At 68.6% G+C, this 25,306-nt stretch carries 27 protein-coding genes; 10 read left to right on the forward strand and 17 right to left on the reverse strand.

The genetic code is table 11. The features are described 5' to 3' along the window. The first annotated feature begins 54 nt into the window (after positions 1 to 54). Positions 55 to 1,062 carry an AraC family transcriptional regulator gene (locus tag ACQP06_RS16275; protein WP_433672966.1) on the forward strand — a complete coding sequence of 336 codons (1,008 nt, stop codon included), beginning with the start codon at positions 55 to 57 and terminating at the stop codon, positions 1,060 to 1,062. Here the strand turns inward: ACQP06_RS16275 and ACQP06_RS16280 are convergent. Further along, positions 1,059 to 2,054, reverse strand: a complete 996-nt coding sequence (locus tag ACQP06_RS16280; protein ID WP_433672967.1) for a terpene synthase family protein — start codon at positions 2,052 to 2,054, stop codon at positions 1,059 to 1,061. The two genes, ACQP06_RS16275 and ACQP06_RS16280, sit on opposite strands and share 4 nt — an antisense overlap. A 175-nt stretch (positions 2,055 to 2,229) precedes the next feature. On the opposite strand from ACQP06_RS16280, the gene ACQP06_RS16285 reads away from it, so the two are divergent. Then, a complete protein-coding gene (locus ACQP06_RS16285) occupies positions 2,230 to 3,042 on the forward strand; it encodes a helix-turn-helix domain-containing protein (RefSeq protein WP_433672968.1) in 813 nt (270 codons plus the stop codon). Here the strand turns inward: ACQP06_RS16285 and ACQP06_RS16290 are convergent. Next, positions 3,033 to 3,470, reverse strand: coding sequence for a MarR family winged helix-turn-helix transcriptional regulator (locus ACQP06_RS16290; RefSeq protein WP_433672969.1), 438 nt, complete (start codon positions 3,468 to 3,470; stop codon positions 3,033 to 3,035). The genes ACQP06_RS16285 and ACQP06_RS16290 overlap by 10 nt on opposite strands. A gap of 65 nt (positions 3,471 to 3,535) precedes the next feature. Between ACQP06_RS16290 and ACQP06_RS16295 the strand changes: the two genes are divergently transcribed. After that, complete coding sequence (locus tag ACQP06_RS16295; protein WP_433672970.1) at positions 3,536 to 4,183, forward strand: maleylpyruvate isomerase family mycothiol-dependent enzyme; 648 nt, start codon at positions 3,536 to 3,538, stop codon at positions 4,181 to 4,183. Between the two features lie 281 nt (positions 4,184 to 4,464). Here ACQP06_RS16295 and ACQP06_RS16300 read toward each other — a convergent pair whose 3' ends face one another. Further along, complete coding sequence (locus tag ACQP06_RS16300) at positions 4,465 to 4,860, reverse strand: carboxymuconolactone decarboxylase family protein (RefSeq protein ID WP_433672971.1); 396 nt, start codon at positions 4,858 to 4,860, stop codon at positions 4,465 to 4,467. Positions 4,861 to 5,030: 170 nt separating this feature from the next. Here ACQP06_RS16300 and ACQP06_RS16305 point away from each other — a divergent pair, with 170 nt between their 5' ends. Both ACQP06_RS16305 and ACQP06_RS16310 read left to right on the forward strand, forming a co-directional pair. Next, entirely contained in the window at positions 5,031 to 5,159 is a 129-nt protein-coding gene (locus ACQP06_RS16305) for a hypothetical protein (RefSeq protein ID WP_357287872.1), read from the forward strand. A 63-nt stretch (positions 5,160 to 5,222) separates the two neighbouring features. Further along, positions 5,223 to 5,609, forward strand: a complete 387-nt coding sequence (locus ACQP06_RS16310) for a VOC family protein (RefSeq protein WP_433672972.1) — start codon at positions 5,223 to 5,225, stop codon at positions 5,607 to 5,609. Here the strand turns inward: ACQP06_RS16310 and ACQP06_RS16315 are convergent. Genes ACQP06_RS16315 through ACQP06_RS16370 form a run of 12 tightly spaced genes read right to left on the reverse strand, consistent with a single transcriptional unit; the run spans position 5,596 to position 16,602 of the window. Further along, positions 5,596 to 6,840, reverse strand: a complete 1,245-nt coding sequence (locus ACQP06_RS16315) for a TetR/AcrR family transcriptional regulator (protein ID WP_433672973.1) — start codon at positions 6,838 to 6,840, stop codon at positions 5,596 to 5,598. The two genes, ACQP06_RS16310 and ACQP06_RS16315, sit on opposite strands and share 14 nt — an antisense overlap. Then, positions 6,837 to 7,577 (reverse strand): hypothetical protein, encoded by a 741-nt coding sequence (locus ACQP06_RS16320; RefSeq protein ID WP_433672974.1) that lies wholly within the window; start codon positions 7,575 to 7,577, stop codon positions 6,837 to 6,839. The genes ACQP06_RS16315 and ACQP06_RS16320 overlap by 4 nt, the downstream gene beginning before the upstream one ends. Positions 7,578 to 7,587: 10 nt before the next feature. Further along, positions 7,588 to 8,763, reverse strand: coding sequence for an MCE family protein (locus ACQP06_RS16325; protein ID WP_433672975.1), 1,176 nt, complete (start codon positions 8,761 to 8,763; stop codon positions 7,588 to 7,590). Further along, positions 8,760 to 9,911 carry an MCE family protein gene (locus tag ACQP06_RS16330; protein WP_433672976.1) on the reverse strand — a complete coding sequence of 384 codons (1,152 nt, stop codon included), beginning with the start codon at positions 9,909 to 9,911 and terminating at the stop codon, positions 8,760 to 8,762. Before ACQP06_RS16330 ends, ACQP06_RS16325 begins: the two co-directional genes overlap by 4 nt. Continuing rightward, a complete protein-coding gene (locus tag ACQP06_RS16335; protein ID WP_433672977.1) occupies positions 9,908 to 11,014 on the reverse strand; it encodes an MCE family protein in 1,107 nt (368 codons plus the stop codon). The genes ACQP06_RS16330 and ACQP06_RS16335 overlap by 4 nt, the downstream gene beginning before the upstream one ends. Then, positions 11,014 to 12,024: an MlaD family protein gene (locus ACQP06_RS16340; RefSeq protein ID WP_433672978.1), complete on the reverse strand. Its 1,011-nt coding sequence runs from the start codon at positions 12,022 to 12,024 to the stop codon at positions 11,014 to 11,016. The genes ACQP06_RS16335 and ACQP06_RS16340 overlap by 1 nt, the downstream gene beginning before the upstream one ends. After that, entirely contained in the window at positions 12,021 to 13,043 is a 1,023-nt protein-coding gene (locus tag ACQP06_RS16345) for an MlaD family protein (RefSeq protein ID WP_433672979.1), read from the reverse strand. Before ACQP06_RS16345 ends, ACQP06_RS16340 begins: the two co-directional genes overlap by 4 nt. After that, positions 13,040 to 14,452: an MlaD family protein gene (locus tag ACQP06_RS16350; protein ID WP_433672980.1), complete on the reverse strand. Its 1,413-nt coding sequence runs from the start codon at positions 14,450 to 14,452 to the stop codon at positions 13,040 to 13,042. Before ACQP06_RS16350 ends, ACQP06_RS16345 begins: the two co-directional genes overlap by 4 nt. 8 nt (positions 14,453 to 14,460) lie before the next feature. Then, positions 14,461 to 15,324 carry an ABC transporter permease gene (locus tag ACQP06_RS16355; RefSeq protein ID WP_433672981.1) on the reverse strand — a complete coding sequence of 288 codons (864 nt, stop codon included), beginning with the start codon at positions 15,322 to 15,324 and terminating at the stop codon, positions 14,461 to 14,463. 1 nt (position 15,325) lies between these two features. Next, on the reverse strand, positions 15,326 to 16,189 hold the full coding sequence (locus tag ACQP06_RS16360) for an MlaE family ABC transporter permease (RefSeq protein WP_433672982.1): 864 nt from the start codon (positions 16,187 to 16,189) through the stop codon (positions 15,326 to 15,328). Continuing rightward, on the reverse strand, positions 16,189 to 16,377 hold the full coding sequence (locus ACQP06_RS16365; RefSeq protein WP_433672983.1) for a hypothetical protein: 189 nt from the start codon (positions 16,375 to 16,377) through the stop codon (positions 16,189 to 16,191). The genes ACQP06_RS16360 and ACQP06_RS16365 overlap by 1 nt, the downstream gene beginning before the upstream one ends. Further along, on the reverse strand, positions 16,378 to 16,602 hold the full coding sequence (locus ACQP06_RS16370; protein ID WP_357287836.1) for a hypothetical protein: 225 nt from the start codon (positions 16,600 to 16,602) through the stop codon (positions 16,378 to 16,380). Positions 16,603 to 16,861: 259 nt separating this feature from the next. Here ACQP06_RS16370 and ACQP06_RS16375 point away from each other — a divergent pair, with 259 nt between their 5' ends. Continuing rightward, the gene (locus ACQP06_RS16375) at positions 16,862 to 17,764 is read left to right on the forward strand and encodes an oxygenase MpaB family protein (RefSeq protein ID WP_433672984.1); all 903 of its coding nucleotides are present in this window, start codon (positions 16,862 to 16,864) and stop codon (positions 17,762 to 17,764) included. A 9-nt stretch (positions 17,765 to 17,773) separates the two neighbouring features. Here ACQP06_RS16375 and ACQP06_RS16380 read toward each other — a convergent pair whose 3' ends face one another. Continuing rightward, the gene (locus tag ACQP06_RS16380; protein ID WP_433672985.1) at positions 17,774 to 18,406 is read right to left on the reverse strand and encodes a hypothetical protein; all 633 of its coding nucleotides are present in this window, start codon (positions 18,404 to 18,406) and stop codon (positions 17,774 to 17,776) included. Continuing rightward, positions 18,403 to 20,505, reverse strand: a complete 2,103-nt coding sequence (locus ACQP06_RS16385) for an ArnT family glycosyltransferase (protein WP_433672986.1) — start codon at positions 20,503 to 20,505, stop codon at positions 18,403 to 18,405. The genes ACQP06_RS16380 and ACQP06_RS16385 overlap by 4 nt, the downstream gene beginning before the upstream one ends. Before the next feature lie 269 nt (positions 20,506 to 20,774). Here ACQP06_RS16385 and ACQP06_RS16390 point away from each other — a divergent pair, with 269 nt between their 5' ends. From ACQP06_RS16390 to ACQP06_RS16405, 4 genes are all read left to right on the forward strand, one after another. After that, a complete protein-coding gene (locus ACQP06_RS16390; protein ID WP_433672987.1) occupies positions 20,775 to 22,337 on the forward strand; it encodes a sensor histidine kinase in 1,563 nt (520 codons plus the stop codon). 104 nt (positions 22,338 to 22,441) lie between these two features. After that, complete coding sequence (locus tag ACQP06_RS16395) at positions 22,442 to 23,149, forward strand: response regulator transcription factor (protein ID WP_433672988.1); 708 nt, start codon at positions 22,442 to 22,444, stop codon at positions 23,147 to 23,149. Between the two features lie 222 nt (positions 23,150 to 23,371). After that, a complete protein-coding gene (locus ACQP06_RS16400; protein WP_433672989.1) occupies positions 23,372 to 24,343 on the forward strand; it encodes a helix-turn-helix domain-containing protein in 972 nt (323 codons plus the stop codon). A 162-nt stretch (positions 24,344 to 24,505) separates the two neighbouring features. Beyond that, complete coding sequence (locus ACQP06_RS16405) at positions 24,506 to 25,285, forward strand: hypothetical protein (RefSeq protein WP_433672990.1); 780 nt, start codon at positions 24,506 to 24,508, stop codon at positions 25,283 to 25,285. The last annotated feature ends 21 nt before the right edge of the window (positions 25,286 to 25,306 follow it).

Consider the following 25,306-nt stretch of genomic DNA (forward strand, 5'->3'; position numbering starts at 1 on the left):
GCTATTCCTCAGAATCCAGTCCCGCGCGGGCACATGCGGTGGGAAGATGCGGACGTGGAGCAAACCGCCTCCGTTACAGTCGAGGTGCGCTCGTCCTCGACGCTGAAGCCGCGTGATGCCTTCGAGCAGTGGGAAGCACTGATGGCGGATGCCATCGTGCCTTCAGCGATCTCGCCGCTACACGACGGGTGCTGGAACGGCAAGATCACCAGCACCCAGTTCGATCGAGTGTCGGTGGCGCTCATGCGAGCCAGCGCCCAGCAGGTGAACCGGACGCAGCGGATGGTCGCGCGGTCGCAAGGGGAGTTCCTGCTCGCCAATATCGTGCTGGAAGGGACGAATTGGACAGAGCAGCAGGGACGGACCGCGGAATCGGTGGCCGGGTCCATCGCCTTCTACGACAGCGCGCAGCCCCTGGTCAGCCGCACCACCGACAATGCGATGTCGACGTTGCTGCGTGCGCCCTTGCAGCCGGTCCTCGACTACGCCGGGCTGGCCCGCGACGAATTGCCTTTCGCCGTGCCGATTCCCGCCGACGGCGCCATGGGCGTGGTCACCCGCTTCTTCCGCGACATGGCCGAACTGACCAATGAGGAAGCCGAGCGGGCGAATCTCGCCTTCGACGGGCAAACCACCGGCATGCTGGCCTCGGCGCTCCTGCTCGCGGTCGGGAAAGCCTCACCGGCGCCCGCTGATTCGCTCTACACCCGCCAGCAGATGATGGCCTACCTACGAAAACGGTTCACCGATCCCGACCTCACCGTCGACGAGATCGCCAAGGCCTGCCTGGTGTCCCGGCGCACCCTGTTCCGCATGTGCGAGGGGCTGGGCGGCCCGGGCGCGCTGATCCGCCGCATGCGCATCGAACACGCCCGGCGGCAGCTGCGGTCGGAGCCGACCCGATCCCTCAACTCCATCGCAGCCGCCGCGGGTTTCGCCTCCGACCGGCACTTCTACCGCGCGTTCCAGCTCGAAACCGGTATGACGCCCGGCGAATTCCGCTCCCAGTACGCCATCGACGCCTCCGGCGCCCGGCGCGAGAGCCATCCGGCCGCGGACTAGGACAACAACTGCCCGTGGGCCAGCGCCTCGATCGGCGGGCTGGTGTACCGCGGTGCGCGGTAGTGGAAGTCGAAGTTGGCGCGCACGTATCGGCGATAGTCCTCCAGCGTGTGCAGGGTGTCGTCGCGGGCCTGCCCGGTGACGCCGAGTACGTCGAGTTCCTCGGCGAGGGCTTCCTCCATCCGGCCGATCCGCAGAATGCAATCGGTCAGCATCTCGTTGACCACGCGCAGGGCGTGAGTCCTGGTGCAGCCGAGGTGATATTCGGCCAGCAGCACCGCGTTGTAGGCGTAACCGACCGCCTCGTCCGCGGGCAGGGAATGCACGTCGTTGATCAACCCCATGTGCTCGGTGACCGCCGCGCGCAGGGTCTTCATGGCGGGCAGTTGCCGGACCGTGTCGGGTAGATCGATCCCGTAGGTGATCTCGCTCAGATCCAGCAGCATGTAGATGGCCACCGAGATCTGCCGATGGGTGCGGTATTCGACGAGTTCCGGCAGATCACCGGTGATGGTGCGGACGCTCTCGGTGTAGTAGCTCCACCACCATTCCACGATCTCGGCGCGCACCGCGCGTCGCCACTGCGGTGAGCGGCCGCGGCACAGTCTGCGCCACAGGTCCTGGAAGCCGGTCGCCAGCACCCCGGACGGTGTGCCGTCGAGGTCGAAACCCGTCTCCAGCCGGTGAATGGTGGCCAAACACCTTCGGGGGTCGGGCATTTCGATATCGAACTGGTCGTCCACGATAAACGCCCACGCCGTGAATTCGGCGAGCAGCGCGAGTGATTCGACGTCGGCGTCGGGGCACCACATCGAATACATCTCTACCGGGCGGGAACCCGCCACTCTGCGTCGGGACAACTCCTCGGGAACGAGATCCAGGTTGACCAGCCATTCCCACATCTTGGATTCGGCGGCTCTGGCTCGGGGATTGGTTCCTTCAGGCGGATACGGCATGTAGAAGTCGGGAAGGATGATTCGCTCGGAAACCATGGGGGACAGCTCCTTCGGCGAGCGTGAATCCGCTTGGCCTCATCCGCCGACCCTGGACTGCGAGCCGGCTCCCCGCCATCCGATCACGCCCGATTCGTCCAGTATCGCCCAGTTTCCCCTGGGACACGCGCTGATTGGGGGGAATGGAAGAATCAGCACACCGGAAGGTTCGTGCGTGGGAGAGGCGGCGATGGAGGAGTTCGACACCGAGGTGGCGGGGGACGGGCTTCCCAATGCGCCCACGTTCGGGTCGGTATTGCGCCGGCTACGCGATGCGCGCGGCGTGTCGCGGGAGCGGCTGGCATTCAACTCGGGGGTCAGCGCCAGCTATGTGAATCACCTGGAGAAGGGCGAACGCGAGCGGCCCACCCGTGAAGTGGTGACGGCGTTGATGCGCTATCTCGATCGCCTGGCGGCACTGGCCCCGGAGGAATTCCGGCAATTATCGGACCTGGCCGGACTGGGTCCGGTGGAGCAGCCCTCGACCGATGACCTGCGCGCCGATCTCGGGCGCGGTATTCCGCAGGCCCTGGCCTTGTACGAGCCGCACCTGGCCGCCTACGTCGACACCCGCCTGAACGTCCTGATGTGGAACGACAGCTTCGCCGCGGGTTTCCCGGGGCTGACCCAGGACGGCAATCTGCTGCGCTGGATGCTCGGGGATCCCCGAGCGCGGCACACGCTGGTCGAATGGGAGCGGGAGCTACGGATCTCGATCCAGTGGCTGCACGGATACATCGCCCAGTTCGGCGACACCAGCTGGTTCGACGACCTGCTGCAGGAGCTGGGCCGGTTCCCGCTGTTCCTGGAGATCTGGTCGGACACCACCGCCCGCTACGAGCGCGCCCGCCCGGTCATCCGGTTGCGGAACGGCGACGGTGCGACGGCGCGGATCGTCGGGCAGCTGTTCAATGTCAACAGCACCGCCTATCCCGGGCGCATGCAGATCTTCATCGGGCTGCGCAGCCCGGGCGAGGATCAGGCGTAGGGGTCGGTGATGTCGCGCAGCTGCGTGAGGGCCTCGCGCAGCGCGCGCATGCGACGTTCACCCAGGTGCGCGGCCCATTCGGCTTCGACGGCATCGGCGATGTCGTTGGAGTACTGGGCCAGCGCCCGGCCGCGGGCGGTGAGCCGGACCAGGCGGGCACGGCCGTCGCGCGGATCCGGCGTGCGTTCGACGTACCCGGCGCGTTCGAGCTGATCCACCAGGAATCCGGCTGTCTGCTTGGTGACTTGCGCCTGCTGGGCCAGCTCGGTGATGCGTGATCCCTCGGCCGCGATCCGGGCGGCCAGTCTGCCCTGCGCCACGCTGATATCCGCGAACCTGGCCGCGGCGAGCGCGCTGAAGATGCGGTCCTCCATGGCCTGGTACGCGATGAACATGAGCAGCCCGGCATTCAGCTCGTCGCCGGACATCCCCACTCCTTGACTTGGTAAGAGACGCTGACCATACTAGTCAGTGTATCTGACTAATCATTGGCATGGGGAACACCATGGACCGTGAGAACAGTTGGCGGCACATCGAACAGCAGCGCCGGGCAATCGCCGCCCTGCTCGCGGATCTGACGCCGTCCGAATGGGAGACGCCATCGCTGTGCGCGGGCTGGCGGGTTCGCGAAGTCGCGGCGCACATCGCGGCACCGCCGAATCCGCCTTCGCCGGGCGTGCTGCTGCGCACGGCGCTCCGCGTCCGCGGCGACTACAACCGGATGATCGACGACCTCACCACCCGGTACGCGCAACGGCCGACCTCGGAACTGGTGTGTGAGCTCCGCGACCATGCCGCTTCGCGGCGGCTGCCGAAACTCACGAACTATCGAAACATCCTGTTCGACACCATCGTTCACGGCCAGGACATCGCGATCCCGCTCGGCCGGGTCCTCGACGTGGATCCCGAGGCAGCCGCCGCCGGAGCCGACACGGCCGCCGCGTGCGGGTGGCCCGTCTGGGATCGCCACCGCCTGGACGGAATTCGGCTCGTCGCCACCGATGTCGACTGGACCCACGGCACCGGTGGCGAGATCAAGGGCCCGATCCGCGCCTTGCTCCTTCTGATCACCGGCCGTACCGCTGCGCTGGATCAGGTTGCGGGAGAGGGTATTCCGATTCTGGCCCGTCAGCTGGCCTGAAATCCCGATCCGTCGTACCGGCCCGTGGCGGAGGGGATCGCGGGCCGGTACGACAATCTCGTCAAGGAACGGGAGCGTCGTCACCGGTGTGCCGGTGCCGTCACCGGCCGAGGATCCGCCGAATCCAGCCGCCGCCGGCGACCTGCTCGTGCCCCGCGCACCATTGATCGGCCGGAACCCCGGCGCGCACCTGGGCGATATGCGCCCCGCATCCGGCCCAGGTGGTCTTACCGCAGGTCCGGCACCGCGTCGCTCGACACATTCGAGAGTCCTCCGTGTTCTCAGGCGGGCGCTTCGCCGGATTCGATGGCGTCGGCGAATTCACAGAACGCGTCATAGGCGCGAGCGCCGTGAATGGTGGCCGGGCCGCCGTGCATCAGGAACGTCACGCCGATCGCCTCGGCGGCCTCCTGCCTGGTCGCCCCGGCCCGCGCGGCCGCCTGACCGTGCGAGGCGACGCACCCGTCGCAGCCCTCGACGACGCCGATGGCGAGTGCGATGAGCTCCTTGGTCTTGCGATCCAGCGCGCCGGGTGCGAACGCCGCCTTGCTGAGCTCGCCGAAACCCTTGTACACGTCGGGAATCGCGCGCCGCAGCTCCCGGTGCAACGGCGACAGCTCGCTGAGCACGGCCTTCCCGTGCGGCGACGCCTGCGTGGTCTCGTGCGGTGCGGACATGCCTACTCCTTCGACTGCTTCACGGATACCCCACCGGGTATAGTAACCACCGTAGCATACCCCAGGGGGTATCCTGGAGGGCGTGGTCACGGCCGGGCCCGGCAACACGAACCGGGCCGTGAACCCGATACCATCCACCCGAACCCATCCGATCGGCCCGAGGAGCAACCATGTGTCAACCGACCCCCTGCCAGACCTGCGGCAAGATCACCTGGGCAGGGTGTGGCGACCACATCGACCAGGTCAAGGCGGCTGTTCCGGCCGAGCAGTGGTGCGACGGCGAGCACGTCGCGAACTAGCTGGACGAGGGACTCTCACGAATCCGGTCGCCCCGCGGCCGGCGCACAGGAAGGGTAGGAACCATGCGGATCTACATCACCAGTGTTTTCGTGGACGACCAGCAGAAGGCGCTCGACTTCTACAGCGGGGTGCTCGGCTTCGAGAAGAAGCACGACATTCCGCTGGGCGCGGCCCGATGGCTGACCGTGGTGTCGCCGGAGGACCCGCAGGGGGCGGAATTGTTGCTCGAGCCCGACGGACATCCAGCGGTGAAGCCGTACAAGGACGCGCTCGTCGGTGACGGGATTCCCGCGGCCTCCTTCCAGGTCGCGGATGTGCGGGCCGAATTCGAGCGATTGAGCGGGCTCGGCGTGAAGTTCACCCAGCCGCCGGTGGAAGCGGGCCCGGTGACCACCGCGGTGTTCGACGACACCTGCGGCAATCTGATCCAGATCGTCACTCCGGCCTAGTCCGGACCTGGGCCGGTCCGAACAGGGCGGCCTCCATGAGGCGAATCACCCACTGGCGCGGATAGATTCGCTCGTCGTCGCCGAAGACGCGGGCGTAGTCCACCACCAGGCCGAGGGCGGCGTGCACCAGGACGGCCGCCTCGGCGGGGGTGAGACCGGGGCGGACCCGGGTGAGCAGGGCCGCCCATTCGGTGACCACCATGCGCTGCACCACTCGCAGGGTCGCGCGTTCGTCGTCGGGGACGTGACCGAATTCGGCGAAGTACACGAAGATCAGTTCGCGTTCGTCGAAGGCCCCGGCCACGTACATGTCGATGAGTTTGGCCAAAGCCTCGGCGGGGCCGGAGGATTCGGCCAGGGTGGGGGCGATGACGGCCGACATGCGGTCGGCGGCGCGGCGGAAGGCGGCCTCGAGCAGATCGCTCTTGCCGCGGTAGTAGCGGTAGACCGCCGAAGTGGACGGCAGGCCCGCCGCGATCGCGATGTCCTCGACGCTGACATTCGGGTAGCCGCGCTCGTAGAACAGCCGCACCGCACACTGCAACAGCAGCTCGTGTTTGAGCGAGAGCGGCGTCTCCACCGCGCGCGGGGCGGGCGGCGGCTGGGCGGGCTCGGGCAGGTCGGCGGCGATGATCGCCCAGCAGGCCGTATTCAGCAGGACGGCAAGGGTTTTGGAGGCGAGCACGACGCGGTGGTCGCCGAGGCAGCTCACCGTGCTGAAGACCCCGATGGCCCGCACCCGTAGTTCGCGCGCGGACAGGCCGGGCCGGACCGCGTCGATGAGGGCGCTCAGGTCTGCCAGCGCGGTGCTGAAATGCTGGTCCACCGTGCGCTTGTCGGGGTCGTCGAGGTAGCGGTGCTCCCACCGGGCCAGCCCGACCGTCGTCCGGTTCACGATGGTCTCCGCGATGATCCCGTCGATCCCGTACCCGAGCCGCCGCCGTGCGGGCCAGCCCGCCGCCACCTCGGGCAGGCTCACCGCCGCCACCGTCACCTCGCCCAGTCGCAGCAGCTCACCCGCGAACAGCGCGTACTTGCTCGGATAGTGCCGGTACAGCGCGGTGGAGGTGATGCCGAGCCGGGCGGCGATGTCGTCCATGCTCACCCGGTGGTAGCCCTGGGCCGCGAATTCCGCGGCCGACACCGCCGCGATCTGGGCGCGCCGGTTCTTCGGCCGTCGCCGAACCGCCCGCGCACCCGGTTCGGGGGCGGGCGTCCTCGCCCGGTTCACGACTGCGGCTGTTGCGCCAGCGGCGAATTCACCTTGTTCACCAGCCACCGGTCGCCGGACCGCTGCAGTCGCATCACCATCGACAGCTGGCCGGGCGCCGGCTTGCCCTGGGTGCCGAGGCTGGTGATGGTCTGGCCGATCACCACGATGGCCTCGGCGGAGTCGCGGTCGACATTGCGGACCGCGCACTGCACGTCGGTGGCCTTGGACACGACCTGGCCCTGGGTGAGCACGTCGCGCAGATCCTTGCTGGTGGCGTCGAATTGCTTGCGCCAGTCGCCGGTCGCGCCGTCGAGGACGCCGGTGAAGTAGGCGTCGAGGCTCTTGGCGTCGTAGGTCGCCAGTATCGGCGCGTAGGCGCAGGCTGCGGCCCGGGCCTGCTCTTGAGCGGCGAGCAGGTCCTTGTTTTCGGCGTCGTGTTGGTAGAGCACGATGCTGGACCCGATCGACGCCGCCAGCGCGAGCACCACGGCGGCGCAGGCGGCGATGCGGCCGCGTGGGCCCAGGGTGGGCAGCGACGTCGTGCGCAGGCGTGACTTCCACGTGTGCCCGGTCGATTTCGGGGCGGCGGTGTCCGCCTCGGTCGCGGTGGTCTTCGGTTCCGGAATGTCGACGGCCGCGGTCTCCGCCTTGTCGACGGGCACGGTCGTGGTCTTCTCGATGTCGACAGGCACGGCCGGGGTCTCCTCGATGCCGGTGGTCTCGTCCGGGTGCTGGTCGATGGTGTTGTCGCTCATGGGAAGTCTCCTAACGGGGGACAGGCTGGGACATTTCGTTGCCGGTGGCCCCCGGCGGTGTGGTGGCCCCGTTGTCGGGCACGTCGGGTCGCGGCGCGTTGGCCGACCCGCGGACCTGCAGGGCCGGATCGCTGGTGACGCAGTAGTTGTAGAGCCGCACCCGGTTGTCGGCCTGGACATTGGTCGGCACCACCGGGATGGTCTGGTAGTCGCAGCTGGGCCGCGGCCACGGATCGACCAGCGTGTTGTACGCGCCGTCGTGCGCGGGCACGCCGAGCGCCTGCGATCCGGCGCGCAGGGCCGGGAACAGCGCGGCGATGGCGGGTGCGCGCAGCTTGGCCGCGCGGGTGACGGCGACGAAGTTGGTCACCAGATTCGTGATGGGGTCCTGGGTTTCGGAGATGAACCCGTTCAGGGTGGCCAGCTGGCCGGGTCCCTGCTGGAGCAGTTTGCGCAATTCCTGGTCGGCGGAGGCGAACTGGTCGAACAGCACGCTGCCCGCCTTGGTGAGGGTGCCCAGGTCGGGCTGCGCGTGCTGGGTGGTTCCGGCGATGACCTCGAGATTCTCGATCAGCTGCCGGGTCTGCGGCAGCAGGTCGGTCAGGCCCGCCATGGCCCGGCTCAGGCCGGAGATCATGTTGCGCAAGCGATCCGGTCCGCCGGCGAGGGCCTTGTCGAGCTCGTCGACGATCACGGTGAGCCGATCCGGGTTCATGCCGCCGACGAGATCGCCGAGATTGCTGAACACCGACTGGATCTGCACCGGCACGCTGGTCCGCGCCCGCTCCACCAGCGACCCGTCGTGCAGGTAGGGCCCGGTGTCGGAGTCGGGCCGGAAGTCCAGATACTGTTCCCCGGCCGCCGAGAGCCGCCCCACCGCCACGGTCCCGCCGAGCGGAATCCGGGCGCTGTCGTCGATCTCGGCGACCGCGGCCACCCCGTCTCCGGCGACGTGCACATCACTGACCTTGCCGACGCGGCTGCCCCGGAACGTGACGTCGTTGCCGGGCAGCAGCCCGCCCGACGACACGAGTTCCACGGTCACCTTGTAGGTGTGCGGAATCGGGTTGAACCGCAGCACGTAGCCGCCGATATAGCCCGACCCGAGGACCAACACCACGATCAGCCCGAGATTGGCGATGGCGATCCGGCGCTGGACCACCCATTGCCACAGTGGCGGATTCATCGATCCCCTCCCTGCTCCGGCAGTACCGGCTGGGTCTCGGGCCGGCCCGGCTGCACGCCGGGCGGTCGCGGCGGGCTCGTGAGCCGCCCGAACACCTTCTCCAGCACCTGGGTCAGGCTGCCGATGAACTGCCCGGCGTCACCGAGTTCCGGCCAGCGGCTGCCGTGCGGATCGGTCAGCGCGCCCACGCTCAGGTACGACACCGTCGCCGCCACCGCCAGCGCGGGACCGCGCAGGCTGGCCATCAGCGACGGATAGATGGCGTGCAGCCCGTCCAGCGCCCCGGTCAGCTGATCGCTCTGCGCGAAGCCGGACATCAGGGCCTGAATGCTGTTGAACAGCCCCACGAAATCGCCGCCGGTGGTGGTGGCGAAGTCGCCGAGCGCGTCGGTGGTGGTGGCCACCTTGGACAGCAGGTCCACGATCTGCTGATTGTTCTCCGTCAGCAGCCCGATCAGCGCCGGGAAGGTGTCCGCGGCCGCGCCGAGTTGCTCCTTGCGCCGGGCCAGCTCACCCGAGAGCGAGTTCAACCCGCCGAGAACGGAGTCGATATCGCCGGTGCGGGCGTTGAGCGCGCCGATGGCGGCGGTCATCTCGGTGATCAGATGCGACAGTTCGGGCGCGCGTCCGCCGAACATGGAGTTCATCTCGCCGGTGATCTTGGCGGCCTGATTGATGCCGCCGCCGTTGAGCAGCAGCGAGATCGACATCATGAGCTGCTCCACCGAGGCGCCCGCCGCGGTGTGGTCGGTGCCGATGGTTTCGCCGTCGCGCAGCGGCTCCCCGGCGTCCGCGGCCGACGGCAGCGTCATGGCCACGAACATGTCGCCGAGCGGGGTGGCCTGGCGCAGTTCGACCGTGGTGCCGCGCGGCAGCCGGATGTCCTCGCGGATCAGCATGCGCACATCGGCCAGGAAGTTGGTGGTCTCGATCTTGGTGACCACCCCGATATCGGTGCCGCCGATCTTGACGTGCGCGTGGTCGGGCAGGTTCAGCGCGTCGGCGAAGGACGCGTGCACGGTGTAGCCGGGCGCGCCCAGACCGGGTTTGGGCATGGGGAGGCTGTCCACGGTGACCGCGCACCCGGTGGCGGTGAGCAGCGTGGCGGCGGTCAGGACCCCGCCGAGAGCCGTTGTGCGTAGTGTCATTTCAGGTTCGTGATCCCCAGTAGTGCGGCGGTGATGCCGAAGTCGGGTCCGAAGTCGGCCACCTTGCCGGTGCGGCAGCCGTCCAGCCGCATCTGGATGCGCTCGCAGAAGGCGGACAGGATCTCGCCGTCGAGCACCGACTTGTCCAGCAGGCCGTGCAGTCGCAGCGCCTGGTGTTCGGTGCTGGTGGCATTGGCCAGGTTCTGGAACATGAGCGGCCCGACGTCCACGATCTCGGTGAGGCCGCGGGCATTCGCGCGCATCTGATCGGAGATGGCCACGAAGCGGGTCAGCGCCCCGGCCAGCTGATCCTTGTTCTGCCCCACCAGGGTCGCGGTATTGGTGACGAAGTCGTCGAGCTGGCGCAGCACCGCGTCGATGCCGGGGGCCTGCTCGCCCATCAGGTTCACCAGTTCGGTGAGCCGGGCGCTGAAATCGCGGACCGTCTGATCGTTGGCGGCGATCACCTGGGTGATGTCATTGAGTTTGACGATGGTGTTGGAGATCTGGTCCTTGTTGGCGAAGGTCACCTCGAACGCGCCCGACAGCTGGTCCAGGGTCTGGCGCAGCTTGTCGCCATTGCCGTTGAGCAGCGGGAACAGCACCCGGCTGGCCATCGGACCGGTGGTGTTGTCGCCCTCGAGTGCATCGCCGAGCTGGGAGAAGGTGGCCAGGATCCGATCCAGCTCGACCGGAACGCGGGTGCGCTGCAACGGAATATAGGCCCCGTCGGCGAGGGTCGGGCCGTCGCCGGTGTAGGCCGGAGCCAACTCCACGTGACGATTCGTGATCAACTGTGGATTCACCAGCGCCGCAATGGCATCCGCGGGAATCTTGACGTCCTTGTCCAGCGACATGGTGACCTGGACGTAACTGCCCTTGGGCGTGACGGTTTCGACGGTCCCGATCGGAACCCCCAGCACCGCCACCTCATTGCCCGCGTACAGGCCCGCGACGCTCTCGAAATCCGCGGTGACCTTCATGCGCGCGCCCAGATACTCCTTGGGCAGCGAGCCGATCGAATCGGGCAGCAGCCCGCACGCCGAGGTGAGCAGCAGCGCGCCGCACACCGCGGCCAACCGGAATCGTCTGCGTATTTGCATCACTTGCACCCCTGCACGGCCTGCGCGAAGCACAGCCAGTTGTCCGGGAACAGCCACGGCGCGTACACGTTTCCGTACGGCCCGTCGCCGAGCACATTGTTGAACTGCCGCAAGGTCACCGGCATGATCTGGTACAGCCGGGCCAGGTTGTCCTTGTTCTTGTCCAGGCCCTCCGACATGGTGTTCAGGTCGGTGATGAGCGGACCGAGCTGGTTGTTGTTCTCGAGTCCCATCTGCTGCAACAGCTTCGACAGCGCGGCGACATTGTCGAGCAACTGCTTGAGCAGCGCCTGCCGCTTCTGGACCGCGCTGCCGATGGCCTCGCCACGGGTCAGCAGCATGAGCACGCTGTTCTGGTTGTCCGAGGCCAGCTGCGAGACGGTGTCCATACCCTGGAGCAGGGTGTCCACCTCGTCGCGACGGTCATTGATCACCTTGGCGAGCGCACCGACACTGTCGAGGGCCTTGACGGTCAGCTCGGGGGAATTGCCCATCTGCTGGTCCACCAGGTCCAGGGCGTTGCGCAGTTTCTGCGGATCCAGCTTCTCGACGCGGTCGAAAGCGTTCTTGTACTGCGGATCCTGCACGACCTTGCCCAGGTTGTAGGGCACCGAGGTGTGGTCGAGCTTGATCCGGTCGCCGGACATGGTCCGCCCGCTGCCGGGGGTGAGCTCCACGTGCAGGCGGCCCAGGATGGTGGACATCTTGATGGCGGCGCGGGCATCGTCGCCGAGCTTGATCTCGCGCTGCACCTTCATGTCCACCAGCACCTTGCCGTTGTCCAGCTTCACGGTGCTGACCTGACCGACCTCGATGCCGGAGACGTCCACCGTCGCCCCCGGACGCAATCCGGCGGCCTGGGCGAATTCGGCGTGAATGGTCTTGTCGCCCACGTGCGCCTGCTCGATCAGGGTGGACCCGGCGAGGAGGGCCACCACGAATCCGGACGCGTACAGACCCAGCCGCAGCGGCCGGTTGGCCAGGAAGCCCGGGTAGCGAATCCGCCTCATCGGCATACCTCCGAATGTGATTGGCCGCCGATCTGGTTGAACAGGCCCGGCGGCAGCAGCACGCCCCACAGGGAGACGTCGAGGCTGCACAGGTACGCGTTGCCGTAGGCGCCGTAGCTGCTGAACCGCGCGACGCCATTGAGGACGTCGGGCAACTCGACGGCCGCCTTGTCCAGTGACGCGCCATTGAGCAGCAGCAACGCGACACCGGCGGAGGCGTCGGTCTGGGCGCGGGCCGCGCCCGGCTTCACCTGGGTGAGGATGCCCACCAGTGAATCCGTCGCCGTCGCGACGCGTTCCACGGACGATTTCAGCGTGCCGCCCTGCGCGTAGAGCGCGTCGGTGAGCGCTCGCGCTTGGGTGATCAGGGTTTCGAGCTCATTGCTGCGGTGGGCCAGGCCGGACACGACGCTGCTGAGATTGCCGACCACCTGGCCCAGGATCTCGTCGCGCTGCCCGAAGGTCCCGGCCAGCTGCGCGGCCTGCGTCACCAGGGCGCTCAACGAGACGCCGTTTCCTTGCAACGCCTGGATCAGGGTCTCCGACAGCGAGTTCACCTGATCGGGTTGCAGCACGCTGAACAGCGGCTCGAACCCGGACAGCAGGGAGGAGACGTCGAAGGATGGCTCGGTCCGCTCGATCGGGATCTGACCGCCTGCGGGCATTGCCGCGCCCGCGTCCTTCCCGGGCAGCAGCGCGATATAGCGCTGGCCGATCAGGTTCTGGTAGCGCACCAGGGCTTTCGTCGAGGTCGTCGGATGCTGCTTGGCCTCGATGCGGAAGTCCACCCGGGCGCGGTAACCGTCGGTGAAGTCGATCTTGTCGACCCGGCCGACCCGCACGCCCGCCATCCGGATGTCGTCCCCGACCCGCAGGCCCAGGACATCGGAGAACACGGCGGAGTAGGAGTTGGTGGAGCCGGGCACCGTGCGTTGCAGGGTGGACCACATCGTGTAGGTGAGCAGGATCGCGACCGCGGCGAACAGGCCGAAGCCCGCCAAGGCTTTTCCGGACTTCACGACGCGCCTCCCGTCTCGGCCGGCACCAGGGCGCCGCCCGCGAGCAGGGGAGTCAGCAACAGCAGCTGGGCCGCGTCCGGCCGGTGGCCGACGATCGCGGCGACGGCGTCGCTGCCGCGCAAACCGGCGGGCTGAACGGCCTCGGGTGCGGGCTGGGTGGCGCTCGCCGGCGCCGTGAGCCCGGGAATCGCGGGCAGGCCCGGAATCGACGGAAGACCCGGAATGGCAGGCAGACTCGGCAGGCCCGGAATCGCCGGCGTGGTCGTCGGTGTCGGCGCGGGACCGGCGGCATTGAGCCAGGTGGGCAGCTGCTGCTGTGGGAACTGTTGCGCCGGAGCGGTATCCGGCACTGTCGAACCGCCGCAGCGCGGTCCCGCGAGCTCCCCGTAGCGGGGGCAGTCCGCCGCCGTGTACTGCTGGAACGGCGTGAACGTCACGTCCATCCGCCACACCATCTGCTTCTTGGGCCCGAAGGTGAAGACACCCTGCAACCGCTGCAGGGCGGTATTGAGATTGGCGATGGCGAACGGGATGGCCTGCGGGTCCTGGGCGAGGCTGCCGAAGAGCTGGTTCAGGCCCGACACCAGGAACTTGCCGGAATCGGGATTGCGGGCGAAGAGCCCGTTCACCGTGTCCACTGCGCTGCCGCCATTGGTCAGCAGGCTGACCAGCGCCGTCCGCTGCTCGGTGAGGGTGCGCGCGGTGGTCACCGACTTGGCCAGGGTCCCCACCAGATCCGGGGCGGACTCGCTCAACGCGGTCGCCGCCCGGCCCAGATTGCCGAGCAGATCGCCGACGCCCTCGATGCCGCGCACCTCGGTGACCCAGCGGTCGAGCCGCTCCACCGTGGACCCGGGCACCCGCGCCGACGGATCCAGCGCCGCCGCCAGCGTCGACAGCACCCGGCCCAGCTTCTCGGGCTGAATATTGTTCAGCACGGTGCGCAGCACATTGAGGGTGCTCTGCAACTGGACCGTCGCGGTGCTGGTGTCCTCCGGGATGGTGGCGCCCGCGCGCAGCGTGTCCTTGGTGGGCGTGGTGTCGACCAGTTCGACCGCGGTCACCCCGAAGATATTGTTCGGGATCACCCGCGCCGCCACATTCGCCGGAATCGTGTTCGCCACCAACGGCTCGAGCGCAATGGCGGCCTCCTGCCGTTCGCCCTTGGCCACCACGGTCACGTCCTCGACACGGCCGACGATCATGCCGCGGAACTTCACGTCGGCGTGGGCGGGCAGCCCGTCACCGGTGCTGGTGAGGGCCGCGGTGACCGGCACCTTGTCCTCGAAGCGGCCGTTGTAGCGCAGCGCCAGCAGATACAGCAGCAGCGCCACCGTGGTGAGCAGCGCGAGTCCGGCCAGCGTGAGGTGGCGGGCCGTGGGGCCCCGCCCGCTGGGATCGAGAATCATCGATACACCTATCCCGAGATGCGGAAGCCGGGGTCGATGCCCCAGATCGCAAGGGTCAGAAAGAGATTGACGAAGACCATGACGACGATGACCATCTTGATGGCGCGCCCGGCCGCCACGCCGACGCCCTCGGGCCCGCCGGTGGCGACGAAGCCGTAGTAGCACTGGATGAACGTCGAGATCATCACGAACACCATGACCTTGAGCAGCGACCAGAACACGTCCGGTCCCAGCAGGAACTGGAAGAAGTAGTGGTCGTAGGTGCCGGCGGTGGTGCCGCCCAGGATCAGCACCGACAGCTTGGTCGCCAGGTACGCCACCGCCAGGCCCACGCTGTAGAGCGGGATGATGGTCAGGGTGGAGGCGATCATGCGGGTGCTGATCAGGTACGGAAGCGGGCGGATGGCAATGGATTCCAGCGCGTCGATCTCCTCGGAGATGCGCATGGCGCCCAGTTGCGCGGTGAACCGGCACCCGGCCTGGATCGCGAACGCCAGGGTCGCGATGATCGGGGCCAGCTCGCGGGTGGTCGCGAAACCGGAGATCGCGCCCGTGAGCGGGCTCATGGTGAGCAGGTTCAACGCGGTGAACGACTCCATGCCGACGGTGATGCCGCCGAACCCGCACAAAGCCACCACCACGCCGATGGTGCCGCCGCCCACCACCAGGGAGCCGTTGCCCCAGCCGACGTCGGCGGTGAGGCGCAGCACCTCCTGGCGATAGTGCTTGAGCACGAACGGAATCGCGATCAGGGCCTGGAAGAAGGTGATGACCTGATGCCCCAGGCGCTGATTGGCCTGCACCGGCACCGACACCACGTTCGCGGCCAGGCGAACGGGTTTGAGCGCCGGGGGAGTGTAGGGACTGCCCATCTCACACCACCTTCGTCGGCAGCAGCGTGTTGTAGAGCTGGGTGAGCGCGATATTGGTGGCGAACAGCATCAGCGCCGAGCTCACCACCGCCGAGTTCACCGCATTGGCCACCCCGCCCGGGCCGCCGTGCGCGTGCAGGCCGATATCGCAGGCGATCACCGCGGTCAGCAGCCCGAAGATGGCGGCCTTGAGCACCGCGATCACCAGGTCGTTGGCCACCGCGAAGGACGCGAACGAGCCGATGAACGAGCCCGGCGTCCCCGACTGGGCGTAGACGTTGAACATGTAGGCCGTCGCGAAGCCCACGAACACGATGAACCCGCACAGCAGCATGCTCACCAGCACCGCCGCCGCCAGCCGCGGCGCGACCAGCCGCCGCACCGGATCCACGCCCATCACCATCATGGCGTCGATCTCCTCGCGGATCGTGCGTGAGCCCAGGTCGGCGGTGATGGCCGAGCCGACCGCGCCCGCGATCATGAGCGAGGTGACCAGCGGCGCGCCCTGGCGGATGATGCCGAGGCCGGCCACCGCGCCGATGAAGGTGGTCGCGCCGACCTGATTCACCAACGCGCCCACCTGGATCGACACCACCACCGCGATCGGGATGGCCACCAGCACCGTCGGCGCGGCCGAGACGCTCGTCATGAAGGCGCACTGCTTGATGAACTCGCGGTACGGAAACCGCCGCGACAGGATCGAAACCACCAGCTGACGCAGCGCGTCGCGGCCCAGATCGACCTGCCGGCCCAGGGTTTCCAGGGACCGCTGCGGATGATCACGCCACAATTGCCGGGCACTGCGGCCCATGCGCTCCAGCTCGGAGGGTTCCGGTGCGCCGGAGGACTTTTCGAGTGTCGTCATCAGGCCATGTCCTCGAGGTAGCGCTGCAACAGCACCAGCAGATAACCGGCCACCGAGAGACCGGCGGCCGCGGTGCACAGCACGGCCACCCACAGGCCCATGCGCAGAACGGGATTCACTTTCATACGCCCACCGAGAATCTTGATCCCGATTACCAGGATGTCGATGAGCCAGACCAGAACCATCATCTACGTCATGCACACATTCGAGAAGGTGAGCACCGGCCAGCACACGATCGACCCGAGGAACGAGATGATCACGTCGAGGCCGTGCAACTGCTTCAGATGTGCGGTGTGGGTGAGCGTCCACACCACCCCCACCAGCCCGTAGGGAATGGCCAGAATGATCAGCGTCCCGAGGAATTCGGACACCTTCATCTCGTAGCTCAGTATGCGATCCAACCGTTTCAGCATCTTGCGAACGTCCTCTCACGTCCCCGACCCGCGCCTCTGTGCACGAGCTGCCGCAGCGACGTATGTTACTCATCATTCTCGCGAATGGAAGAGAATCGGGAGATCTTCTTCGGGGATGAGATTGGGGCGATGCACCGTCTCACGCTGGGGTAATGCGGTAACACGGGTGGGATTAAGTTACTTACGATTCCCCTCTTGAATCCGCGAACGCGCTGCGGAATCCTCGGTAACATAGCCCGCGCCCGATCGAAGGAGATCCATGACCATCGCGGCACCGCAGCCGGCCGGCGACGCCACCCTCACCCTCGAACAGACCCGCATCCACATCCCCGGCGTGCACCGCGCCGACACCAAACGCCCGCCGAAACTCGAGGACGCGCTGGACTTCTGGCAGTTCTCCGGCGCGGCCGCCAATGTCGCCATGCAGATGGCGCGGCCCGGCGTCGGGCACGGCGTGGCCGACAGCAAGGTGCACTCCGGGGCGCTCATGGTGCACCCGTGGAAACGGTTGCGCACCACCGCGTCCTACCTCGCGGTCGCCATCCTCGGCACGCCCGAGGAGAAGGTCGCCTTCCGGGAGGCGGTCAATGTCGCCCACCGCCAGGTGAAGTCCGAACCCGGGGCCGCGGTCCGGTACAACGCCTTCGACCGCGACCTGCAACTGTGGGTCGCGGCCTGCCTCTATATCGGCTTCGAGGACTCGTATCAGCTGCTCAACGGGAAGATGAATCCCGAACAGGCCGAGGCGTTCTACTCCACCTCCGCGCCCCTGGGCACCACCCTCCAGGTCACCGAGGAGATGTGGCCCGGCACCCGCGCCGAATTCGACGAGTACTGGGTGCGGGCGTGCGAGCAGGTGTCGGCCGACGAGAAGATCCGCGCCTTCATCGACGACCTGCTGCACCTGCGCATGATCCACTGGTATCTGCGGGTGATCTTCGGCGGTCTGCTGCGCTTCCTCACCGTCGGCTACCTGCCCCCGTACTTCCGCGAGCAGCTCGGCGTGAGCTGGTCCGACGCCGACCAGCGCCGCTTCGAGCACCTGTTCGTGTTCGTGGGCTTCGTGAACCGCTTCATTCCCCGGTTCATTCGCAACGCGGGCACCCGCAGCATGATGGCCAACGTGCGCCGTCGGCTGCGGGTGCACAAGGCGTTGATCTGATCGTCGGGCTCAGGCCGATCCCTGGACGCTGTTCCAGCGGTCGGTCACGCCCCGCATGGTGCGGGCCGAATCGGCCAGCAGGTGAGTGAGATCGGCGAGCTCGGAGCCGATGTCGCTCAGCGCCGCGGGACACGTCGCGCGGTCCGGGCGGGCGCGGAGGCGGGTCAGCGCGTGATCCGCGTCGTCCGAGATCCGATGCAATTCCAGCCAATACGGTGGCAGCGCCACCGGGTGGCGGACCAGGGTGAGGCCCTGCGCCGTCACCCACGCCGCGTCGGCGCCGAGGCGGATCAGGTGCAGCACCTCGTCGGGGAAGACGGTGAGACAGTGGATCTCGATCATCCGCCCCACCGATTCCAGACGATCGACCGCGTAGTCGATCAGGCTGCCGACCCGATAGAGCTCGGTGCGGTCGGGCACCGCGAACTGCCCGGCCACGAGCAGGCGCACCAACTGCTCGGTGAGCTGACGGCTGACCCGCTCGAACGCCGAGAGCCGGACCCGCAGCGCGTGCGGGTCGGCCGCGTCGAGACGGATCTCCTCCAGGGTGCGGGCCGCGGCGGCGAGATTGTTCGCGGCCGAGGCGAAGTAGAGCTCGACCGCGGGACCCGGCCGCAGCCCGCGCGTCCGATCGGCCCTCACGCGGTGACCGGCCGGGACAGGTCGTACACGGTGCTTGCGCCGACGGTGATCGCGGTGAAGTGGGACTTCACCCAGGCGGCGATCTGCGAGCCGCTCGAATCGGCGTTTCCGCCCATGGCCATTCCACCCTCGACGAAGTAGCGGACCTGGCCCTCGGAAACGTAGGTCTGGAACCGCGCCAGGGTGGGGGAGTCGTCGCCACCGGTGAAACCACCGATCGCCATGACCGACTTGCCGGAGTTCAGGGCAAGGCCCGCGGCCGAACCCGACCCGACCGTCGCGGCCGCCCAGCGAGCGTCGCTCTGCTCGAGCAAGGTCACCAGCTCGGTATCGGTCGAGGATGAGAAGCTCGGGCCGTTCCCGCCGTCCTGCGAGCCGCTTCCACCTTGCTGTCCCGGGGTCTCGCCCCCTTGCTGGGTGCGGCTCCCATCATTCTGAGCGGTCGGAATCCCTTCGGGGGCGGAGCCACTCGTACCGTCCGGTGGCGTGGGTCGCTCGCCGCCGCCGGGCATACCGCCCGGGCCGAAACTCTGACTGGTCGATCCGGACAGCGGATTGCCGCCACTGTGCGGATGGGCCGCGGTCGAGATCGCCCAGGCGCTCGCGCCGCCGAGGCCGAACAGCACGCCCGCCAGGGCCAGGACGGCGGCGTACCGGCGGGATTCCCGGGTGCCGGCGATCACGGTCAGCGCCACCAGGATCGAACCGGCCAGCACCGTCCAGCGCAGCCACGGCATCCAGTCCGGGGTGCGGTTCAGCAGGGCGAAGGACCACGCCCCGGTACCTGCCGCCATCACCGCCAGGGTCGATCGGGCGGCGGGATGGGCTCTGCGCGACCACAATTCACGCACCGACAGCGCGACCAGCGCACCGATCGCCGGAGCCAGCGCCACAGTGTAATACGGGTGCACCGTGCCGCCCATGTAGGAGAAGGTCAGGCCGGTGACCAGCAGCCAGCCACCCCACAGGACGAAGGCCGCCCGGGTCGGGTCGGTGCGCGGTGCACGGCGGGTGAGCCAGAGTCCGGCGGCCAGCCCGAGCAGGGCGGCCGGGAGCAGCCAGGAGATCTCGCCGCCCATGGCGCTGTTGAAAAGCCGGGTGAGGCCGGGCGATCCACTGAACCCGGCGAATCCGCCCATGCCCTCGGGTGCGTCGCCCCCGCCGGGGCCGCCGGAGCCCATATTGCCGCTGCCGCCGAAGATCCGGCCCAGACCGTTGTAGCCGACCGCCAGCTGCCACAGGCTGTTGTCGGTGGAGCCGCCGATGAACGGCCGCGACTCCGCGGGCCACAGATCCACGAGGGCGATGTACCACCCCGCCGATGCCACGACCGCTACGCAGGCCAGGACCAGCGCCCGGATCCGCTGCCGCAGTGGGCTGTTCGCGGCGATGAGGAAGGCCAGACCCAGCCCGGGCAGGATCAGGAACGCCTGCATCATCTTGGTGAGGAAGCCGAATCCCACCGCGACACCCGCGAGCATCAGCCAGCCGGTCGGCGCGGACCACACCCGGTCGCCCGTGGCCTGCATGGCGCGCACCGTGCAGTACGCGGCCGCGACGAGCAACAGCACCAACAAGGCATCCGGATTGTTGAACCGGAAGATCAAGACGGCCACGGGCGTCAGCGCGGCAATGGCCCCGGCAAGCAACCCCGCACCCGGCCCGCTCAGCCGCCGCACGGTCGCCGCCAGCAGCCCAACCGACGCGACACCCATGAGCGCCTGCGGCAGCAGCACCGACAACTGGCTGAATCCGAGCAGCTTCCCGGACAATCCCATCACCCACAGCGCCGCGGGCGGCTTGTCCACTGTGATGGCGTTCCCGGCGTCGAACGACCCGAACAACAACGCCTTCCAACTCTGCGACCCCGCTTGGGCGGCCGCCGAGTAGTACTCGTTTGCCCAGCCCGAGTTCGTCAGATCCCACAGGTAGAGCACCGCGGTCACCACGAGCAGTCCGAGCAGCCCCGGTCGCGCCCAGCGGGGTTGGCCGGTCGGCCCGAAAACCACCCGGGCAAGCCGTGTTTCACCCCGCCCGGCGTCGCCCCCGGCCGGTCGGTCCGCCGCGGCCACCTCCGGCCGCCACGCTGTCGATGTCATATCCCGTCCCTTCGCTCACCGCGACACCGTGATCGCGGCGCGGTCGTCGCAACCGATCCTGTTCGCCGCGGCTCGGGGCGAATGGCGTCCGAATCTGGGAGTCCGCTGGGAGCGCGGTGTGGACCACGACCGAGTGCCCGGCAGGCCGGGGCGACCCGGACTCTCGAGTTCGCCTGAGGTTCGGCGTCTAGCGTCGGGGCGGTTCGCGCGGCGGCGCGGCGGAAGGGAGATCGGCGTGGGCCGTCGACGGGCTGTGTTTAGGTGGGGTCGTGCGTGATCGAGCGGTCGCCTCACCGTCCGCCGGGGCCTACACGGGACGTCGTTTCCCCCGGCTGCGGCGGTGGACGCTGCGGACCCGGCTGCTGGTGTCGGTGCTGGTGATCGCCACGGCGGGGCTGGCGACGTTCGGGGTGCTCACCCTGGCGATGCTCGGCCGCTCCGAATTGGCGCGCATCGATGGGCAGTTGAACGGGGTCGTGGGGGATCTGGCCACCGAGAGCCGTCCGCCCCCGCCGCCGCGGCCCGACGAACCGGTGAAGGGACTGCCTTCGACCTTCCAGATCCTGTTCTTCGACAGCACCGGCGCGCCGTCGGGGCAGATCGGTGTCGGCGGTGTCGAGTTGTCGCTGCCCGCGATGGACAAGGCGGCGGTCGCCGCGCGCGGTGACCGGGTCTTCGAGGTGAACGACTCGCACGGGTCGCCCTGGCGGGTGCGGACGGTGGTGCAGCCGCCGAGCCGGGTGCAGCCGCAGGGCGCGACGGCGGCCGTGGTGATGCCGCTGGACGGCTACTACGCGACCGCCCGGGAATTGCGGACCATCGAATTGGTCTCCGGTGTGGTGCTGATGCTGGTGATGGCCGCCGTGGCGACCTGGGTGGTCCGGGTCGGGCTGCGGCCGCTCTCCCGGATCGAGCACACCGCCGAGGCCATCGCGGCCGGGGATCTGGATCGGCGGGTCGAGCACACCGACGATCACACCGAGGTCGGGCGGCTGGGCGCCGCGTTCAATGTGATGCTCGAACGGTTGTCGACCAGCATGCGCCGGCTCGGGGAATCCGAGGCGCGGATGCGGCTGTTCGTGGCCGACGCCTCGCACGAACTGCGTACCCCGCTCACCTCGATCCGCGGGTACGCCGAGCTGTACCGGATGGGCGGGGCGGCCAATCCCGGCCAGGTCGCGACCATGATGCGGCGCATCGAGAACGAGGCCGCGCGCATGGGACTGCTGGTCGAGGACCTGCTGCTGCTCGCGCGACTGGATGAGCAACGCCCGCTGGACCTGACCGACGTGAACCTGTCGGCCATGGCCGGGGACATCGTGCGCGACGCGCTGGCCCGGCAGCCGGAACGCGTTGTGCGGCTGCGGCTTCCCGACGGCGCCGTGCACGTGGTCGGGGACGAGCATCGGCTGCGGCAGGTGCTGACCAACCTGGTCGGCAACGGGCTCGTGCACACGCCCGCCACGGCCGAGATCGACGTCGGGATCGCCACGGGCACCGTGCCGGACGCGGCCGGAGTGGTCGCCGCGGCCGGGGCCGACCTGCGGGCGGGCGGTCCGGCGGTGATCGCGGAGGTGTCCGACACCGGCCCCGGTATCCCCCTCGAACAGGCCGGACACGTCTTCGACCGCTTCTATCGGGTCGACGAATCCCGTTCGCGCGCAGGTGGTTCCGGGCTGGGCCTGGCCATCGTGGCCGCCGTGCTGACCGCGCACGGCGCGCGGATCGAACTGCTCACCCGGCCCGGGGCGGGCACACTCTTCCGCATCGTGTTCCCGCTCTCGGACCGGTGCGGAACCGAGGCCGCCGGTTCACAGGAAACGCCCAGCTGACGCCGAGCTTGCCCGGTGGGCCCGGCCCCGAGGATGGCCGGTATGACACAGAGCGGCGCGAGTGCGCGCACGAATCCGGTGCGGGAGCGCCTAGGGTGACCATCGTGAGCGATCGCGCCGCGACCCCGGCGGCGACCGTGCTGGTCGTCGACGACGAGCCGTACATTCTCGACCTGCTCTGTTCCGCGCTGCGGCTGAGCGGGTTCGACGTCAGCTCCGCCGACAGCGGACGGGGCGCGCTGGAGGCGGCGACCCGGCGGCCGCCCGACGTCATGATCCTCGACGTCATGCTGCCCGACCTCGACGGTTTCACCGTCGCCCGCAGGCTGCGCGCCGCGGGCAGCGAGGTGCCGGTGCTGTTCCTCACCGCCCGCGACGCCGTCGAGGACCGCATCGCCGGACTCAGCGCCGGCGGCGACGACTACGTGAGCAAACCGTTCAGCCTCGAAGAAGTCGTGCTGCGGCTGCACGCCATCCTGCGCCGCACGAAACCGGCCGACGACGAGGGGCCCGACCGGCTGCGCTTCGCCGATCTGGAACTCGACGCCGACACCCACCGGGTGTTCCGGGGCGGTGAACTGATCTGGCTGTCCGCCACCGAATTCAAGCTGCTGCAGTACCTGATGCTCAACGCGGGCAAGGTGGTGAGCAAGCGGCAGATCCTCGACCGCGTATGGCAGGCCGAGGAAGGGCGAGCCGACCGGGTGGTCGAGACGTTCGTCAGTCAGCTGCGGCGCAAGATCGATACCGACCATCCGCCACTGATTCACACGGTCCGCGGAGTCGGATACACGCTGCGCGACTCGCCCTAGCGCCGCGTCGCCGGGCGTACCGTGAAGGTTCCTGTCTCGACCGCCCGGAGAATCGGGATTCGGCGCGAACCCCCTTGTGGCACTACAAAGATCGCGGATCGCCGCTCCGGATCGAGGGCCTCGGCACAGTGACCGCACTGCTCCTGAGCGGTTCTCCCATGCCGTGAGATATCCCGGGAAAAGGGGTACTGCCGAGCGAATCCCGGTGAGAGGATTGCCTCTGTGGACCATGCCGTTTCCGGCGCCGTCGAGGTCTCGTCCTCCTCGACTCTGTCGCCACGTCAGGCATTCGAACAGTGGGAAGCCCTGATGTCGGACGCTGTCGCGCCGACCGCCATCGAGCCATTGCGCACCGGACACTGGCACGGCCGCGTGGTATCGGCCCAATACGACGGATTCTCGGTGTCGCGCATGCAGGCCAGTGCGCAACGCGCTCTGCGGACACCGAAGCTGGTGGCGCGGACCACCGGTGACTTCCTGCTCGTGAATATCGTTCTGAAAGGGACGAATTGGACCGAGCAGGGTGGCCGCACCGCCGAATCGAAGCCCGGCACCATCGCCTTCTTCGACAGCGGCCTGCCGCTCGAGAGCCGCACCACCGACAATTGCCTGTCCACCCTGATCCGGGCCCCGATGCGCCTGGTCCTCGAACATTCCGGCCTCACCCGCGAACAGCTGCCCACCGCCACCGCCGTCCCCGCCACCGGAGCCCTCGGCGTGGTCACCGGCTTCTTCCGCAATCTGGCCGAACTCCCCGCCGACGATATCGCCCGCGCGGTCACCGTATTCGGCGGTGACGCCGCCGGGATGATGGCCTCGGCCCTGCTGCTGTCCACCGGCACCGGCACACCCGCCCCGTCGGATTCGCTCTACACCCGCCAGCAGGTTCTCGCCTACATCCGCAAGAACTTCACCAATCCGGACCTGACGGTTGACGAGATCGCCCACGCCTGCCTGCTCTCCCGCCGCACCCTCTACCGGGTGTGCGAGGGTTTCGGCGAGCCGGGCGCCCTGATCCGCAGGACCCGAATCGCGCACGCCCGCCGCCTGATTCGCGCCGATCGCGCCCGCTCGCTAGCCGCGGTCGCCGCCGCCTGCGGTTTCTCCACCGACCGCCACTTCTACCGCGCCTTCCGCGAGGAGACCGGTCTGACCCCCGGCCAGTTCCGCGACCAGCTGGGCCCGGCGCGCTAGCCGCGGTCGGACCTACCGCGGTTCAGAGCTGGTAGCCGTCGATATCGAGATCGGCGGGGGACTCGCCGCCCGCGCGGGTGAAGGCGGTGAGCGCGTGAATCAGCCCGGAGCGGTCGGCGTCGGGCATCCGCTCCACGACCGCGGCCAGTTCACGGCTTCCTGATGTGGACGGCCGGGCCCGGGCGCATCGGCCCGCTGCGCTGGCCCGCCCGGGTGCTGCCCATGCTGGCGGTCGGCGTGCTGGTGCTGGTGTGCGTCCTGGTGAGCAGGCACGGCCGATTCGACGCGCCGCGCCGGTGGATCGCGGCGGCGGTGCTGATCGGCCTGCTGTTCGTCCGATCATTCTGTGCCGCACCGCATCTGGTGGTCCGGCATCTGGTCGCGACCGCCGTGGTGGCCGCGCTGACCGTCGTGCTGGTCCGGCTCGCGCGTACCCGCGGTCCGGCGGCGGCGTGCGCGGTGGCGATCGTGGCCATGTTCCCCATCGCCTACACGCAGGTGCGGGGGCAAGCGCCCACACCCATGTCGTATCACTTTCCCGAGCGGCGTTCGGAGATGACGGCCGCCTTCCCCCGATTCGACGGCGTCACCCTGCAACTGGCCGACCGCGCCCTGGTGCCGCCCGCCGAACAGTCCGCGGCCGGGGCCTGGGGGTCGCTGGCGTTCGGCAACTACGCCAAGAACCTGGGCCTGAACTACGTGGCGGGCGCGACGTCGCCGTGCGGACGGTCGCGAATATCTTTGTCGGCGTCGATGTTCCGCCCGGCACCACCGACGCAGACCTGGTGGTCGAGTGGCGTCCGCCGGGATGGAAGATCGGAATCGCCGCCGCGCTGGCGGGCCTGCTGGGACTGGCCGCGCTGCAGTGGGCCTACCGGCGCGAACCCCGGGAGGGCGACGACCTCTGGACGGTGCTGCCCGCGAACGATTTCGACCCCGTGACCGAGCCGTTGACACCGGTCC

Origin of the sequence: Nocardia sp. CA-136227, from assembly GCF_050955695.1 — a bacterium.
Classification (GTDB): domain Bacteria; phylum Actinomycetota; class Actinomycetes; order Mycobacteriales; family Mycobacteriaceae; genus Nocardia.

Bases quoted from the DNA above. Each gene is read 5' to 3' on its own strand.
- ACQP06_RS16280 (WP_433672967.1), bottom strand. From the start codon at position 2,054: ATGGTTTCCGAGCGAATCATCCTTCCCGACTTCTACATGCCGTATCCG.
- ACQP06_RS16290 (WP_433672969.1), bottom strand. From the start codon at position 3,470: ATGTCCGGCGACGAGCTGAATGCCGGGCTGCTCATGTTCATCGCGTAC.
- ACQP06_RS16295 (WP_433672970.1), top strand. From the start codon at position 3,536: ATGGGGAACACCATGGACCGTGAGAACAGTTGGCGGCACATCGAACAG.
- ACQP06_RS16300 (WP_433672971.1), bottom strand. From the start codon at position 4,860: ATGTCCGCACCGCACGAGACCACGCAGGCGTCGCCGCACGGGAAGGCC.
- ACQP06_RS16305 (WP_357287872.1), top strand. From the start codon at position 5,031: ATGTGTCAACCGACCCCCTGCCAGACCTGCGGCAAGATCACCTGGGCA.
- ACQP06_RS16310 (WP_433672972.1), top strand. From the start codon at position 5,223: ATGCGGATCTACATCACCAGTGTTTTCGTGGACGACCAGCAGAAGGCG.
- ACQP06_RS16320 (WP_433672974.1), bottom strand. From the start codon at position 7,577: ATGAGCGACAACACCATCGACCAGCACCCGGACGAGACCACCGGCATC.
- ACQP06_RS16325 (WP_433672975.1), bottom strand. From the start codon at position 8,763: ATGAATCCGCCACTGTGGCAATGGGTGGTCCAGCGCCGGATCGCCATC.
- ACQP06_RS16330 (WP_433672976.1), bottom strand. From the start codon at position 9,911: ATGACACTACGCACAACGGCTCTCGGCGGGGTCCTGACCGCCGCCACG.
- ACQP06_RS16335 (WP_433672977.1), bottom strand. From the start codon at position 11,014: ATGCAAATACGCAGACGATTCCGGTTGGCCGCGGTGTGCGGCGCGCTG.
- ACQP06_RS16340 (WP_433672978.1), bottom strand. From the start codon at position 12,024: ATGAGGCGGATTCGCTACCCGGGCTTCCTGGCCAACCGGCCGCTGCGG.
- ACQP06_RS16350 (WP_433672980.1), bottom strand. From the start codon at position 14,452: ATGATTCTCGATCCCAGCGGGCGGGGCCCCACGGCCCGCCACCTCACG.
- ACQP06_RS16355 (WP_433672981.1), bottom strand. From the start codon at position 15,324: ATGGGCAGTCCCTACACTCCCCCGGCGCTCAAACCCGTTCGCCTGGCC.
- ACQP06_RS16360 (WP_433672982.1), bottom strand. From the start codon at position 16,189: ATGACGACACTCGAAAAGTCCTCCGGCGCACCGGAACCCTCCGAGCTG.
- ACQP06_RS16365 (WP_433672983.1), bottom strand. From the start codon at position 16,377: ATGATGGTTCTGGTCTGGCTCATCGACATCCTGGTAATCGGGATCAAG.
- ACQP06_RS16370 (WP_357287836.1), bottom strand. From the start codon at position 16,602: ATGCTGAAACGGTTGGATCGCATACTGAGCTACGAGATGAAGGTGTCC.
- ACQP06_RS16375 (WP_433672984.1), top strand. From the start codon at position 16,862: ATGACCATCGCGGCACCGCAGCCGGCCGGCGACGCCACCCTCACCCTC.
- ACQP06_RS16385 (WP_433672986.1), bottom strand. From the start codon at position 20,505: ATGACATCGACAGCGTGGCGGCCGGAGGTGGCCGCGGCGGACCGACCG.
- ACQP06_RS16405 (WP_433672990.1), top strand. From the start codon at position 24,506: ATGTGGACGGCCGGGCCCGGGCGCATCGGCCCGCTGCGCTGGCCCGCC.